The sequence below is a fragment of the Streptomyces sp. NPDC001832 genome, from assembly GCF_040297265.1.
Lineage (GTDB): Bacteria > Actinomycetota > Actinomycetes > Streptomycetales > Streptomycetaceae > Streptomyces.
The window spans coordinates 21719-34919 of record NZ_JBEOYU010000034.1 but is presented as its reverse complement, the minus strand read 5'-3'; the positions used below and the strand labels follow the sequence as shown (position 1 = coordinate 34919).

At 68.2% G+C, this 13201-nt stretch carries 15 protein-coding genes; 7 read left to right on the top strand and 8 right to left on the bottom strand.

What is annotated here, in order from left to right; translation table 11 throughout:
• The first annotated feature begins 46 nt into the window (after window positions 1–46).
• Both ABT115_RS23225 and ABT115_RS23220 read left to right on the top strand, forming a co-directional pair.
• On the top strand, window positions 47–814 hold the full coding sequence (locus tag ABT115_RS23225) for an IS6 family transposase (RefSeq protein WP_502969144.1): 768 nt from the start codon (window positions 47–49) through the stop codon (window positions 812–814).
• A gap of 131 nt (window positions 815–945) precedes the next feature.
• Window positions 946–1188, top strand: coding sequence for an integrase core domain-containing protein (locus ABT115_RS23220; RefSeq protein WP_351793023.1), 243 nt, complete (start codon window positions 946–948; stop codon window positions 1186–1188).
• 200 nt (window positions 1189–1388) lie between these two features.
• Here ABT115_RS23220 and ABT115_RS23215 read toward each other — a convergent pair whose 3' ends face one another.
• Both ABT115_RS23215 and ABT115_RS23210 read right to left on the bottom strand, forming a co-directional pair.
• Complete coding sequence (locus ABT115_RS23215) at window positions 1389–1649, bottom strand: hypothetical protein (protein ID WP_351793021.1); 261 nt, start codon at window positions 1647–1649, stop codon at window positions 1389–1391.
• A gap of 315 nt (window positions 1650–1964) precedes the next feature.
• A complete protein-coding gene (locus ABT115_RS23210; RefSeq protein WP_351793018.1) occupies window positions 1965–2363 on the bottom strand; it encodes a helix-turn-helix domain-containing protein in 399 nt (132 codons plus the stop codon).
• 272 nt (window positions 2364–2635) lie between these two features.
• On the opposite strand from ABT115_RS23210, the gene thmT reads away from it, so the two are divergent.
• Entirely contained in the window at window positions 2636–2872 is a 237-nt protein-coding gene (gene thmT, locus ABT115_RS23205) for a 2-hydroxymuconate tautomerase (protein WP_351793015.1), read from the top strand.
• Window positions 2799–3344, top strand: a complete 546-nt coding sequence (locus ABT115_RS23200; RefSeq protein WP_351793012.1) for a carboxymuconolactone decarboxylase family protein — start codon at window positions 2799–2801, stop codon at window positions 3342–3344. Before thmT ends, ABT115_RS23200 begins: the two co-directional genes overlap by 74 nt.
• A 72-nt stretch (window positions 3345–3416) precedes the next feature.
• On the opposite strand, the gene ABT115_RS23195 is transcribed toward ABT115_RS23200, so the two are convergent.
• The 6 genes from ABT115_RS23195 to ABT115_RS23170 form a co-directional block, all read right to left on the bottom strand.
• Window positions 3417–5387 (bottom strand): FAD/NAD(P)-binding protein, encoded by a 1971-nt coding sequence (locus ABT115_RS23195; RefSeq protein WP_216347937.1) that lies wholly within the window; start codon window positions 5385–5387, stop codon window positions 3417–3419.
• Between the two features lie 67 nt (window positions 5388–5454).
• Window positions 5455–6882 carry a methylaspartate mutase gene (locus ABT115_RS23190; protein ID WP_351793010.1) on the bottom strand — a complete coding sequence of 476 codons (1428 nt, stop codon included), beginning with the start codon at window positions 6880–6882 and terminating at the stop codon, window positions 5455–5457.
• A complete protein-coding gene (locus ABT115_RS23185; protein WP_351793008.1) occupies window positions 6879–7325 on the bottom strand; it encodes a cobalamin-dependent protein in 447 nt (148 codons plus the stop codon). The genes ABT115_RS23190 and ABT115_RS23185 overlap by 4 nt, the downstream gene beginning before the upstream one ends.
• 114 nt (window positions 7326–7439) lie before the next feature.
• Entirely contained in the window at window positions 7440–8657 is a 1218-nt protein-coding gene (locus ABT115_RS23180) for a stearoyl-CoA 9-desaturase (RefSeq protein ID WP_351793005.1), read from the bottom strand.
• A gap of 179 nt (window positions 8658–8836) precedes the next feature.
• Complete coding sequence (locus ABT115_RS23175; RefSeq protein WP_216346804.1) at window positions 8837–9130, bottom strand: response regulator transcription factor; 294 nt, start codon at window positions 9128–9130, stop codon at window positions 8837–8839.
• A 619-nt stretch (window positions 9131–9749) separates the two neighbouring features.
• A complete protein-coding gene (locus ABT115_RS23170) occupies window positions 9750–10157 on the bottom strand; it encodes an ArsR/SmtB family transcription factor (protein WP_397803641.1) in 408 nt (135 codons plus the stop codon).
• Between the two features lie 55 nt (window positions 10158–10212).
• On the opposite strand from ABT115_RS23170, the gene ABT115_RS23165 reads away from it, so the two are divergent.
• The 3 genes from ABT115_RS23165 (at window position 10213) to ABT115_RS23155 (ending at window position 13079) form a co-directional block, all read left to right on the top strand.
• Window positions 10213–11649, top strand: a complete 1437-nt coding sequence (locus ABT115_RS23165) for an MFS transporter (RefSeq protein WP_351793002.1) — start codon at window positions 10213–10215, stop codon at window positions 11647–11649.
• 57 nt (window positions 11650–11706) lie between these two features.
• Window positions 11707–12687 carry a quinone oxidoreductase family protein gene (locus tag ABT115_RS23160; protein ID WP_351792999.1) on the top strand — a complete coding sequence of 327 codons (981 nt, stop codon included), beginning with the start codon at window positions 11707–11709 and terminating at the stop codon, window positions 12685–12687.
• 125 nt (window positions 12688–12812) lie between these two features.
• The gene (locus tag ABT115_RS23155) at window positions 12813–13079 is read left to right on the top strand and encodes a JmjC domain-containing protein (RefSeq protein WP_372458604.1); all 267 of its coding nucleotides are present in this window, start codon (window positions 12813–12815) and stop codon (window positions 13077–13079) included.
• Window positions 13080–13201 lie beyond the last annotated feature (122 nt).

The window sequence follows — 13201 nt, the reverse complement described above, 5'->3', positions numbered from 1 at the left end:
ACGTAAGGAAGGCGACAGCCTCTCCCAGGCACTGTCACGTTGGCGAATGGCGTGGGAGGATCTTCGAGTTGATCATGGTGGAGGGGGATCGTCCGTGGGGGGCGCGTCGCCGTCGTACAAGGGGCACCGGTACCCGGTGGAGATCATCTCCCACTGCGTGTGGCTGTACTTCCGCTTCCCGCTCAGTTTCCGCGAGGTCGAGGAACTGATGCTCGAGCGCGGCGTGATCGTCTCCCACGAGACTGTCCGCCGCTGGTGCGCGAAGTTCGGCCAGGCCTACGCCAACGGCCTGCGCCGCCGGCGACCCCGGCCCGGCGACAAGTGGCACCTGGACGAGGTCTTCATCAAAATCAACGGAGAGCAGAAGTACCTGTGGCGAGCCGTCGACGCCGACGGCAACGTGCTCGACATCCTGGTCCAGAACCGGCGGGACACCGCTGCGGCCAGGCGCTTCTTCCGCCGCCTGCTGAAGACGACCTGCTCGGTGCCGAGGGTAGTCGTCACGGACAAGCTGCGCTCCTACGGGGCGGCCCACCGCGAGGTGATGCCCTCGGTCGAGCACCGCTCCCACAAGGGCCTGAACAACCGGGCCGAGAACAGCCACCAGCCCACCCGGCAGCGCGAACGCGCGATGAAGGGATTCCGCAGCATCGGTGGAGCACAGCGGTTCCTGTCCGCGTTCAGCGGCATCTCACCCCACTTCCGGCCCCGCCGCCACCTGATGACCGCCGCCCACTACCGCGCCGAGATGACCACCCGCTTCGCCATCTGGGACCAGATCACCGGCGCTGCAAGCCGGCCCACCACGGCCTGACCCCAGGCCCGAAACGCAAGCCCACCACACCCCGACGCCCCATCAGACACTCACACACCCAACAACGTGACAGCGCCGTCTTCGAAGCTGAGGGAATCGAAACCGTCAAGATCGCCCCGCAGCCCCCGCGGATGAACGCACACTGCGCGAGGGTCATCGGGACACTACGGCGCGAGGCCCTCGACCACCTGTTGCTTTGGAGCGAGCGCCACGCTCTCCGTGTTCTCAGCACCTACGCCGGACACCACAACGGACATCGACCGCATCAGGCCCGAGAGCAACTACCTCCCCTCACCGACCACCACACTGCGCCGCTGACCGACCTGAATACCCCACGACGGCTGCTCCGGACCCGTGTCCTTGGCGGCGCCTGATCAATAAGTACAGGTACGCAGCATGACCAGCAGTGACACGTTTCTGAACGGCACACGATCGACAGTGGCATCGGGAGATCATCCCAGACGCCGTACAGGCCGCCGCTCAGAGCGGAGAAGCTGCAGGCCAGAGACAGAATCGTAGTTCCGAGGGGGACAGGCCGATTGATCTTCCTGCCTCGAGCGCAACGCGGGCGACGTCAGCCGTACCAGGTGATACTGCAGACGTAGACGCAGTGGTGGCGCGCCACTGCGAGGAAGCTGATAAAGCCGCGTCCGCCGAGAATGTCAAATTCCCCGAGTCCGCCTTCCCGGTCCAAGGGTCGGCCCACCTTTGCCGCGTCAACTCCGAGGGCCGCGAGCTCGGTTGCCAGCCGCTCAACCTCTGCCACTACGCCCGGCGCACGTCCGCCAGCGACGTGCTCCTCGCTCGGGTTGTACTCCCAGATCCAGTCGGTCACAGCCCGGCCTCGGCCTCCGCTGTCTTGCGGATCTGCTGAATTTCATCGATGACCGTTCCAGGGTCCGGTCGGGTGTCGGGTGATGCCTGCGATGTGCACCCGCCGGGTGCCGTGGTCGATGAAGAACAGCACGAACCACCGCCGCAGGAAGACCGTATCGATGTCGAACAGGTCGGTGGCTACGATCGCGGAGGCCTGGGCTTTGCGGAAGTTGGCCCAGGAGCGGTCTGTACGCTTCGGCGACAGGTCGGTCCCGGCCTCCTTCAGGATCGACCAGACGGTCGAGGCGGCGACGTTGTGCCCCAGGCCGCGGAGCTACCCGTGGACGCGGCGGTATCCCCATCCAGGGTTCTCCCGCGCCAGACGCAGGACCAGTTGGCGCAGGGCCTCTGGTTTGGGTGGTCGGCCCGGACGACGGGATGGGTAGGTCCACTTCCAGGCGATGAGTCGTGCGTGCCAGCGCAGGACCGACCGCGGAGAGATCAGCAAGGCCACTTGTGAACGCCGCTGCTTGCTGACGATCATCCGGAGCAGTGTCGCCATGACGGCCCGGTCACTCCAGGAGAAGCACGGCCGTGGCTGGGCACGGCGTGCGATGGCGAGTTGATGCCGGAGCATCAAAATCTCTGTGTCCTTCGAGGCGTCCGAGCGGGCGAGCAGAGCAAGCCATCGGAAGGTCTGGCAGGCGAGCAGGTAGATCAGCCGTATCACCACGACCGGCATGGTGCCTCAGAACGGCTGGCTGCTCCTGAGGTCTGGCAGAACCGAACCAACAGGTCAGCCCCGGTGCCCGGTGACATAATTCCCGGCACCCACACGGTCCTGCCCAGTCGCCGAATACCGCTGCGCGTACCGCGCCGCGGGCGCCGGGACACATGGTTCCGCTGCCGAGTTCTTGCACCAAAGTCGGATACCCGGCTGCCCTGCTTCGAAGGTAGAAATGGAGGTGATTGCCTTTGTCGGAACCTTCCTGGGAAGGGATTTGCATGCCTGTCATCTCTGTCGACATATTGCGCGGCCGGACCGAAGCACAAAAGGCCGCCCTGGCGCGTGAGCTCACCGACGCCTTCCAGCGCACCTGCGGGAGCTCGCGCGAACGCATCTACGTCATCATCCGCGACGTCCCGACGGAGAACTGGGCGATCGGCGGTGAGATGTGCACGAACCTTCCCGCCCCCGCCCCCGCCCTTGCCTCCGAGCCCGCGTCTTCCGCAGCGCATTGACCGGACCGTCCATGCACGCCGAATCGTCAACGCCCGAGCCGTCCGTGCCCGAACCGACCCTTCCCGAGCCGTCCATGGCCGAACGGTACGCGGAAGGCGACCGTATCCGCAGGTAGGTGCTGGGCGACGAGCACATCAACTCCCTGCGCTGAGCCACTGGCCCCCGGCGAAATCCCTGCTCGACCTGATCACGACGTACCCCTTGGGTTCGGTCTGGGCACGCGAGGGTCTGGACCGCCGGACACGCAGCCTCCTCAACCTCGCCCTCCTCACCGCCTTGAACCGGCTCGAAGAGCTGCGCCTCAACATCCACGGTGCCCTGCGCAACGGGTGTTCCGACGAAGAAATGGCCGAAGTGACCCTGCAATGCGCCGCTTACGCCGGTGCTCCGGCCGGCATCGCGCTGATGAAGGCGATCCATGAGGTCCACAACGTCCACGAGGTCCGTGACGCCCTTGAGGCCCACGGCTGAGGCCCACGGCAGCGGGCCGGAGCAAAGCTGACCGGCCCCCATGCCTCTTGTCCCGCCTGTCCGGCGGCCTCGTCAACGTACGGGCGCCGTCAGCTCCGCGTCCCGCCCGGCAGAGCCCGCGGTCCCGGCGAGCCGGCTCATGCCCTGCTTGAGGCAGGACCGGGCGATCGAGTCGCCCTGGAGCAGCGTGCGGGAGTTGACGTGCGGCCGGGCGCCGATCGCGGTGACCCACTGCACCGACTCCACCGGAGGACCGTAGGAGAATCGGGCCGGGTGGGGAACGCCCCGGCCGTCGATGACCTGGAAGGTCACATCCGTGACGTCCAGACCGCCCGTCTCGTAGCCGGCGCCTGCCGCGTCGGGGATGAAGTGGGCCCGGCATCCGCCCGCGGTGCGCAGCGACGCCAGCAGCGGGTCGGTGGTCCGGCGCACGTCGGTCGTCGGCAGGTGAGCCTCGACGAGCGCCGTCACACGACGCGGCGCGCCCGGCACCTGGGGCGAGCCGACTAAGAAGGCGCCGGACTCCTCGTCCGCCGTCATCCTCATACGCGGGCCGAGCACCTGGACGACCCCCGCCTCGACCAGGGCGCGGAGCTCCCGGACGCGCGTGGCCGGCGGCCCGCTGGCGGCGTAGTTGTTCAAGCTGCTGAACCAGTGGTCGATGTGGTCCCGGTAGGAAGCACCGCTCAGGCCCCGGTGGGAGATGACCTGCCGCACCTCGTCGCGCAGGTCTCGCATGACCGCGGCGGCAGCCTTGATGGCGCTGACGGCCGGGCCCAGATCGGAGTGCCGCAGATCCTCATCGAGGATGCCAAGGATCCACGCGCGGTAATCGGCGGAGTCGGTGAACTCCCTCCGGTCCGCTGGACGGTCGAGCGCCTCCCAGTTCCAGCGTAGCTCCGGATCGGGCACCAGGTTGCTCAGGAGCGCCTCCATCTCGGGGGATCCCCAGGCGTGCCGCGGATACTCAGCCAGCAGCCGGGCGTGCCCGGTCGGGTCATCGGCCTGCAACAGCACCTTGTAGTAGTTCCAGGCGACCTCCTTCGCCACGAGGGGGAACAGGTCGCGCATGAAGTCGGTGCGACCGGTGCCCGCCGGGCCCCTCAGCCGGGCGATCTCGTCTGCGGACAGGAACGTCGCCCGGTAGCGGGGCACGATCTCCTGACGGATCTCCGCCCGCGCGCGATACGGCACGCCGCGCCCCGAACCGGCGTGGATCACCGGCTCGTTGCCGCTCGGCAGATAGGTCAGCCGGCCGTCGGAACCGGGGACGAAACGCCCGCCCCTGCCCTCGGTGAGCAAGATCATGTAGTCATAGAAATTCAGCCCGAGTCCCCGCAGAGCGACGGGCTGACCCGCACCGATCGGCGCCAGGTCCGCCTCCCCCGGGCTGCTCGGCGGCACGTAGTGCAGACCGTGGCGGGAGGCGAAACCGGCGAGATCACGCTGCCTGTCCGTGGGCTCGACGTCGTAGTGGCCTTGCGCGAGGATCACCGCATCGACCGCCAGCGGCAGGTCCTGTCCTTCCAGCGACACCTGCTGCATGCCGTCTGCGGACTCGGTGAGCGAGGTAGCCCGCGTCCGGTGCACCTGGATCCTGACTCCGGACGGCGCGTTGTGCATGATGTGGGCGAAGGCCCAGCCGAGGTATTCCCCCTGAAAGGCCCGTGAGGCGTACGACCACGGTTCCATCACCGCGGCCTCGGCCTTCGCCTGATCGGTCACATCGGTGACCTCGCCCGCGGCGACCATGCGCGCCCACTGGTACTGCGTGGGCCCGAACGTCAGCGGGCCCTCACAGGTAACGGTGTCGTCCGTGAACACGGTCACGTCCCCGGCGACGGTGTTCATCAGCAGTCGGCGCGACTGGCCGAGCTGCCACACCCGCCCGCCTCCCGCTGGGTAGGGATCGACGACATGCACTTCCACCCGTTTGTCCCCCGCGATTTCAGGGGCATTGGCGCAGATGCGCTCCAGCGCCACGGTCCCTCTCGGCCCGGCACCGACAATGCAGATGCGTACGCTTTCCGCTTCCGTTGACATATCAGTTCTCCTAGCTGAAGCGAATCGTGAAAAGCTGGCGCGGCTCAGCCGATGAGGGCGGCGGTGGTCACTCGACGTCCTCTTCTTGTGTTTCTTTCTGCATTTCCCGGAAGAGGGCGGGGAAGTAGTTGATGTCGTCGGTGAGGCCGGTCAGTAGCGAACCGATGACGGGGCCCGTACCACTGGCACCTTTGCGGTCGGCGCCTTTGAGGAGGTCGCTGTTGTGCCGCCGGGTGCGGTCGCCGAACGGGAGGGAGCCTGTGGACAGATAGCGGATGGCGCCCTCGGCGTCACGCTTGGGGATGATCTCGGACTTGGCGTAGCGACTGGCGCTGAAGGGGATGTCCAGGCAGCCTGCCGCGAAGGCGTCGACCACGGCGGTCCTGGTGTCGGGTGCGGCGAGGACGGGTTCGACGATGTCGGCGACCTCGTCGACTATCCAGGAGAGCTCGTCGGCGACGCGTTCCTCGTCGGCTTTGACGAAGTCCAGGAGCGGCGAGTTGGCACGGTCAGCGAGCCGGAGCCCCTCGACGTTCGCGTGGGTGTCGGGGATGCCGAACGCTTCCTGGTAGGTCTTGGTGATGAGTTTGGAGGCCCCGCCGAGCCGGGCGACGAGAGCCCCGTAGAAGATCAGGTCCTCCGCGTTGCCGCGCTTCTTGGGGAAGACGCCCATGAATTCGTGGAGGACGGCGTGCACGTCCACCTCGGGGGGCAGGTAGGTGCGGGCGAGGACGGGGATCGCCCGCAGTGCGGCGACATCCTGGACGAGGTGGCCGCTCTGCGGGTACGAGACGGAGATGCAGCGCACTCCGGCGCGGGCGGCGAGCACCGCTTCGAGGACGCTGATCGCGAGGCTGATCGAGGGCGGGACGAGCACGGCGGTCAAGGTGCCGAAGAGCTCACGGTCGACGATCAGGCCGAGGCCGGCGAGTTCCCCGCACACCGCATCGACAGCGTTCCACGCGGCGATGGACTCCGCGAGCGGGACCGCCTTGGAGTACGGCAGGTTGTAGGAGATGCCGCCGCCCTCGAAGGAGGTGATGCCGGAAGCGACGGCGACGTCGAAGAGGATGCGGGCGTCGGGCGAGCCGTGGCGTATCTCCAGCGGGGCGGCGACGGACTCGTTGACTTCCCGGCCGCGGAGGTAGCCGTGGCTGACCAGGGGGTAGCCGTTGAGGTCGGCGGGCGCCCGGTTGAGGGAGCGCAGGGCCTGCTCGAAGCGTTTGAGGCGGGTGTGCGAGTCGATGGTGAGGGTGAGGATGTCGGGGGCCGCTTGGTCCTCAAGTTCACGCAGGAGGGCCTTCATCTCCTCATGGCCGCCGACGCCGCAGCGCGGCTGTATGGCCACCCGGCCCGCGTCGCGGGCGTCCATGAGGACGCGGGCGGCCGTGGGTTTGCCGAGGGAGGCGATGTAGTCGACTGACTCCGCGAGGGGCGGCAGGGCGTCCGTGCCGGGACTCCCGGAGTGCCCGGGCAGATAGCCGATCTTCGTCATGAAATCACGGGCAGGCGCTGCCGGTCCGCCGTCCGGCTCGCCCGCAGCTCGTCGAGTGCGGGAAGGAGCTGGGCCGGGTCCTGGAGGATACGATCGACGCCGAGGGCTTGGAGGCGCTCCAGGTCCCTGGGGTCCTTCTTGCTGCCTACGGAGAGGTTGCCCCCGACGATGACGGGGCAGGTGATGCGGCCGGCTTCGCGCGCGGCGGGAAGGTCGCGCAGGTCCTCGTGGACGTGGCCGTTGAGGCTGCCGATGATGACGGCTTCCGCGTCGGGGTGCTGCTCGCAGGCCTGGGCGAATTCTTCGACGGGTGTGCAGGTGCCGAGGTTCTCGACCTCGAAGCCGAGGCCCCGTAAGGCATGGGCGATGAGGTGATTGGCGACGGCGTGGCTATCGCTGGCGGCGACTCCGAGGATGACGAGGCGGCGTTCGCTGTGCGACATGGGAATGCTGCTCCTTCGGGTGGGTGACGATGCCGGGCGGGTGATGGCGTCGCGGGCTGATCGGATGTCGGCGCCGTGGCCCGGGCGGGTGATGGCGCGTGGGCCGGGCGGGGATCAGTCGTCGAAGGCGGCGAAGAGCTCACGCTTGCTGACCGAGCGCAGCCGGGCGACGTCGTACTCCTCGGCGTCGGCGGCCGCGAGGGAGTCGAAGACGTAGTTGATGGCCGGGACCAGGCCCCACACCTCGTGGTAGGGGGGCCAGCCGGGGTGCCCCGCGTCGACGTCCTGCTGCCGCGCGAAGAGGTAGTCGGACCAGATGCGGCTCGAAGGCGCGCGGTGGTGGTAGTCGTGGACGACGGTGTCGCCGGTGAGAACCAGGTAGCGGGAAGGGGCGTGGACGAACAGCATGCGCAGGGTCCAGCGGGCCCAGGCCAGCGTGCGCCGTCCGGTGGGGAGGGCCCGGTCGGGCGCCGGCTCGCCGATGAATATGGCGTTGGTCAGGGAGGCGAAGTACTCGCGGCCGCGCCGGACTTCAGTGCTGACCGGGGGGAAGGTGTGCTTGACGCACAGGCGTAAAGTGTTGCTGACCTGGAACAGCGGGATCAGCGGGACGAACCAGACGACGAGCAGGGCGTCCCACGTGCCCGTCGCGATCGTGGCGGCGGCCGCGGCACCGTAGAGCACCAGGGAGGTGGCCTTCTCGCTCATGGCCGACTTGTTCCAGAAAGAGCGGGTTCGGGCGAAGGCGAACGCGAGGTGGAAGTGCGGTGAGCCGAGCTTCGCCAGCACACGGCGCCACATCTGGCGTCGTGTCATGCCAGGGTGCAGGTCGAGGCTGACGAGGAACGCCTGCACGGTGGGGTCCCGAAGGGTCATGTGGTGAGCGGCGTGGTGGTCGCTGACGTGCTCGCGGCTGTACCGCTCGAAGTTCTGGATGATCAGGAGGCTGGAGGTCGCCCGGCCGATGACGGCGTCGAGCTTGCGCTTGCGGTACATGTTCTTGTGGGAGCACTGGTGGTAGACCATCATGCGCAGGTTGCGCATGCCGTGCAGGGTGACGGCCCAGCCGGGCAGCAGCAGGAACAGGAACCAGGACCCCAGCGCCCATCCGGTCGCACCGATGACGGCTCCCACGATCATCGCGGCGGCCGCGGCGGCCAGGTGGTAGGTGGGTGACCAGCCGAACGGGGCCTGTCCGGCCAGGGGTTTGCCCGTGAAGACGGTGAGTAGGGACTGGAGGGGCCCTGGCAGACTCCTCATGGTCTCTCTCGGGTCGGGGGCCGCGCCGGCGGTCGGCCCCGCCTGCCGCGGATGGGTATCGGTAACGGACACGTGCTCTCCTAGGTCGATCCGGGTCTGTCATTCCTGGACTTTCCTGGAACGGTCCTCCTGCGCCTTCCGGAGGGCGAACAGGGGCGACGGCCGCGGGAATCGACGTCGCGGGGGCTGATCCCGGTCCCCGATCCCGATGGGAGCCGGGATGGAACGTCCGGCCGTCGCCCTGGAGATTTCTATCGGACCTCGCGGTCGGCAACCATTGGACCTTTGTTGAAGAGTTGGTGCGTGAGGGAGACCAGACCTGCCTGGAGCCGGGACTCGACACGGAGCTTGCTGAGAATCTGCGCCATGTGCGCCTTGACTGTTCCTTCGGTCACCTGAAGTCGTGCGGAAATTCTGCGGTTCGAATACCCAGCCCCCAGCAGAAGGAATACCTGGCATTCCCGCTCGGTTAACAGGCCGACGCGCCGGCGTTGTTCGTGCCATATTTCTTGCTCAGCAGTTTCAGTACCGATGATTCCCGTCATCACAATAACACCACCATTAAGTGCAGTATCACGGAATACGCGTGGACCAGTAGAACAAGCTTGCACTTCGGTCGCTCGGTGCCGCCATCAAAACTCCGTAAAATGTATGCACCATGCATGGACATTTCATTCGATTAGCGGATATGGGGAATGTAACGACTTTAAAAGGCATAGATTTCCCCAGTCTTGGAAGATTTAAACTAATCCTTAGTTCCCCTTGGTTCCATTTTTTAGGCCGGGTCGACAATCGACTCACAATCGGTCCGGCGGCCGGTTTTGCGGCCGATCACAGCAGCTCGACGGATGTGTGCAAGGGCAACCGCGAAAAGGGGGAGCCAGGTTGTGGCGCGGCGCCGGTGCGGGGTCGGTGCCACGCCATCAGGATGAATTTCAGCGCCCGTCGGAGCAGGCGGTCGGCGGTGCCTTTACCCATGCTTCCAGGGCGCTCTGCGACGATGGCGTGGAGGTCATTCGCCAGGTTCACCGGAGCGCTTCGGTGGTGAGGTTCCTATAAACCCGAACTGCGTTTACGGCCGGACCACATCCGGTTAGGATCCGGTCATGAAAGGAACGTCTTCCATCTTTTCCCGCCGCCGTACCCGTCTTCGGAACTCATCGCTCAGGACTCGCCGGGGCTCGCTCGGCGCTCGTGCAGAACCAGATCCAGCAGGCCGGGAAAGGCCGCGTCGAACTCCGGCCTGCGTAGCCTGTTCAGGCGGCGCGAACCCACGTCCCGCTGCTCGATCACGCCGGCCTGGCGCAACACCGCGAAGTGGTGGCTGCGCGTCGCCTTGGTGACCGGCAGGTCGAACGTGCCGCAGGCCCGGGTCCAGTCGGGCCCGCCCGCCAGCTCCTTCACGATGGTGCGCCGTACGGGATCGGCGAGGGCCGTGAGCGCATCGCTCAGCGTCACGTCGGCGGGATGGACGTGCGAGAGGTTCCGGGCCCGCTGTGACTGGGCGCGCCCTTCATCCGGCGCGCGAGGCGGGGGGGTTGACGAAGTGTTCGACTCTGGTCTTACATTCATGGTGATCGACCTCCGTCAAATACCTTAGACGTCCCAGGAAGCACGGTGGTGTGTCATGCCCGGCCGCCCGCCATCCCGCCAGGACGCGGCCGGCGGGAGCATGCCCCCGGGCGCAGCGGGTGCAGCCTCCCGGCCCACCGGTCCGCTCGCCCTCTTCGCCGTCTGTCTCGGCTTCTTCATGGTCCTCATGGACAGCAGCGCCCTCAACGTCGCGCTGCCCGCCGTCCGGGGGGACCTCGCCGGAAGCCTGGCCGGCCTGGAGTGGCTCATCAACGGTTACACCATCACCCTGGCCGCCTTCCTGCTCAGTGGTGGGGCCGTCAGCGACCGCTGGGGCGCGCGGCGGGTGTTCGAAGTCTCCTTGCTGGGGTTCGTCGTGACCTCGGCGGCATGCGCGGCGAGCCCCGGCCTGGGCTTCCTGGTCACCGCCCGGGTGCTTCAGGGCGTCACCGCCGGCGGCCTGCTGCCCGCCTCACTGGCAGTGATCGCCCGCATGTACCCGGACCTCGCCCTGCGGGCCAGGGCACTCACCGTCTGGGGCGGGGTCAGCTCCCTCGCCCTTGTGTTCGGCCCCGTGCTCGGCGGAGTGCTGACCACGGCCGTCGGATGGCGCTCGGTCTTCCTGATCAACGTGCCCGTCGGACTGCTGGCCTGGTGGCTGACCAGGCTGCAGGTGCCGCCTTCCGCCACCCGCGAAGCTGCCCTCGACCCCGCCGGGCAGACACTGGCCGTCATGGTCGTCGGCTGCGGCATCGGCGCGCTCATCGAGGGCGGGGCCCAAGGCTGGACCGACATCGTGACGTGGGCGCTGCTGGCGGTCACCCTCGCCTCGGCCGCGGTGTTCGTCGCTGTCGAGCGCCGTGCGGCGGCACCCGTGCTGCCCCTCGGCCTGCTCGCCCGGCCGCGGTTCGCCTGCGGCCTGGTCATCGGCGCGCTGTTCCAGTTCGGTGCCTACGGTGCACAGTTCGCCCTCTCCCTGCGGCTGCAGAGCGCCTGGGGCCTCGATGCGCTCGGGGCGGGACTGTCCTTCGTGCCCTTCGCCGCACTGTGGGCCTTGGCCTCCTTCGTCCTGGCCCGGGCGGTCACCCGTACCGGCCCGCGCCCGCTGCTGATCGGCGGTGCACTGGCCGCCGCGGCCGGCGCCTGCGCGCTCCTGCCGCTCGGCGGACACCCCGGCTGGTGGATCTTCTTCTGCGGCAGTGCCCTGCTCGGGCTCGGCGCGGGGCTGATGGGGCCGAGCCTGCCCGCCGTGGTCCTGAGCGCAGTGCCCGCCGACCGGTCGGGCCTGGCTTCCGGCGCGCTCAACGCCCTGCGCCAGATCGGCGGGGCAGTGGCGATCGCCCTCTTCGGCGCCTTGCTCGACGGTTCCCCCGGGCCGGCGGGGCTACGGATCTGCCTCGCCCTCGTCGCCCTCGCGTTCCTGGTCGTCGTCATGGCCGTACCCGCGGCTCTGCCCTCCCGCGCCCGCGCCCCGCACACCACCCGTCCCTGACCTCCGCGTCCCCCGTCCCTGACCTCTACACCCCCGCACACCGCCCCGGAAGGAACCATGCGCGCCATCGTCGTCACCCAGTACGGAGGCCCCGAGGTCCTCACCGTCGCCGAACTGCCCACCCCGACGCCCGGGCCCGGAGAGGTGCTGGCTCGTCCCTCGGCCATCGGCGTCAACTTCAAGGACATCTACGAGCGTGAAGGCCGCGGGAAGCCGTCCCCTCCCTTCACTCCCGGCTCCGAGGGCGCGGGCACGGTGACGGCCGTGGGCGAGGGAGTGACCTCCCTCGTGCCGGGCGACCGCATAGCCTGGTGCACGGCCCCTGCCGGCTACGCCGAGAAGGTCGTGGTGCCCGTGCGGGCCGCCGTCCCCCTGTCGGCGGACATCACGGACCGGGACGCGGCGGCCCTGCTGCTCCAGGGCCTGACCGCCCACTACCTCACGACCTCCACCCGCCCTGCGCGCGAAGGCGGGACGGCCCTGGTCCACGCGGCCGCCGGAGGCGTCGGCCGCCTCCTGACCCAGATGCTCACCCGCAACGGCGTCAAGGTCATCGCCACCGTCTCCACGCCGGCGAAGGCCGCGGCCGTCCGGGCGCTGGGCGCCTGGCAGACCCTGGTGACCGCCGGCGGTACCGACCTCGCCGGCCAGGTACGCGACCTGACCGGGGGACGCGGTGTCGACGTCGTCTACGACGGCGTGGGCCGCGACACCTTCGAGGCGGGGCTGAAAGCGCTCTGCCCGCGGGGCACGTTCGTCCTCTTCGGCGAAGCCTCGGGCCCCGTGTCCGCATTCGACCCGCGCTTGCTCGCCTCCCACGGCTCGCTCTTCCTCACCCGTCCGACACTCAACAACCACGCGACCGACCCGGCCGAACTCCTGGAGCGCTCGGCGGAGCTGTTCGGCTGGCTACGCGACGGTGAGATCGACGCCTCCGTCGGCGGGACCTACCGGCTGGAGGAGGCGGCCCGCGCCCACCGCGATCTCCAGCAGCGCCGCTCCACGGGCAAGCTCCTCCTCAGCCCCGAGGGCTCTTGAAGCCCCTGAACGCGCCCGGGAGCGTCGCGCCGCGGCCCTTCGAGACGCCCCTCACGGGCGATGGTCGGGAGCTTCGCCATGGGGACCAGTTCCGCGCTTTTGGTGGCACGGTGGTCCTGGACCACGTGGACTCCTTCGACCCGACGCTGGAAGTCGCCTACCGGGCCCTGAGCTGGTGGTCGGGCGAACTGACCTCCGCGAACGCATACCTCGCGGTCGGTGAAACCAACGGCTTCCATCTGCACTGGGACGATCACGAGGTCATCGCTGTGCAGCTTTCGGGCGAGAAATCGTGGGAGGTGCGCGGCCCGAACATGAAAGCCGCGAGGTGGGCAATGGTCGTTTTCTCGCCATGGCGGGCGCCTCCCGTGCGTCCGGCTGACTCGATATGACGGTCAGCCAACGGCAAGAATTCGGCAAGCGTTACGACAGTCATCGGCAAGGACCCGGCTAAGTGCGTTGTGGCAAAGGGAGTCCCTGTTCGATGAGCAGGGGCTTCTTCGCGTGCAGGGCA

Excerpts from the sequence above, each read along its gene's own strand:
- ABT115_RS23225 (WP_502969144.1), top strand. The coding sequence starts at position 47 with ATGGCGTGGGAGGATCTTCGAGTTGATCATGGTGGAGGGGGATCGTCC.
- ABT115_RS23220 (WP_351793023.1), top strand. The coding sequence starts at position 946 with ATGAACGCACACTGCGCGAGGGTCATCGGGACACTACGGCGCGAGGCC.
- thmT (WP_351793015.1), top strand. The coding sequence starts at position 2,636 with ATGCCTGTCATCTCTGTCGACATATTGCGCGGCCGGACCGAAGCACAA.
- ABT115_RS23195 (WP_216347937.1), bottom strand. The coding sequence starts at position 5,387 with ATGTCAACGGAAGCGGAAAGCGTACGCATCTGCATTGTCGGTGCCGGG.
- ABT115_RS23190 (WP_351793010.1), bottom strand. The coding sequence starts at position 6,882 with ATGACGAAGATCGGCTATCTGCCCGGGCACTCCGGGAGTCCCGGCACG.
- ABT115_RS23185 (WP_351793008.1), bottom strand. The coding sequence starts at position 7,325 with ATGTCGCACAGCGAACGCCGCCTCGTCATCCTCGGAGTCGCCGCCAGC.
- ABT115_RS23175 (WP_216346804.1), bottom strand. The coding sequence starts at position 9,130 with ATGACGGGAATCATCGGTACTGAAACTGCTGAGCAAGAAATATGGCAC.
- ABT115_RS23170 (WP_397803641.1), bottom strand. The coding sequence starts at position 10,157 with ATGAATGTAAGACCAGAGTCGAACACTTCGTCAACCCCCCCGCCTCGC.
- ABT115_RS23165 (WP_351793002.1), top strand. The coding sequence starts at position 10,213 with ATGCCCGGCCGCCCGCCATCCCGCCAGGACGCGGCCGGCGGGAGCATG.
- ABT115_RS23160 (WP_351792999.1), top strand. The coding sequence starts at position 11,707 with ATGCGCGCCATCGTCGTCACCCAGTACGGAGGCCCCGAGGTCCTCACC.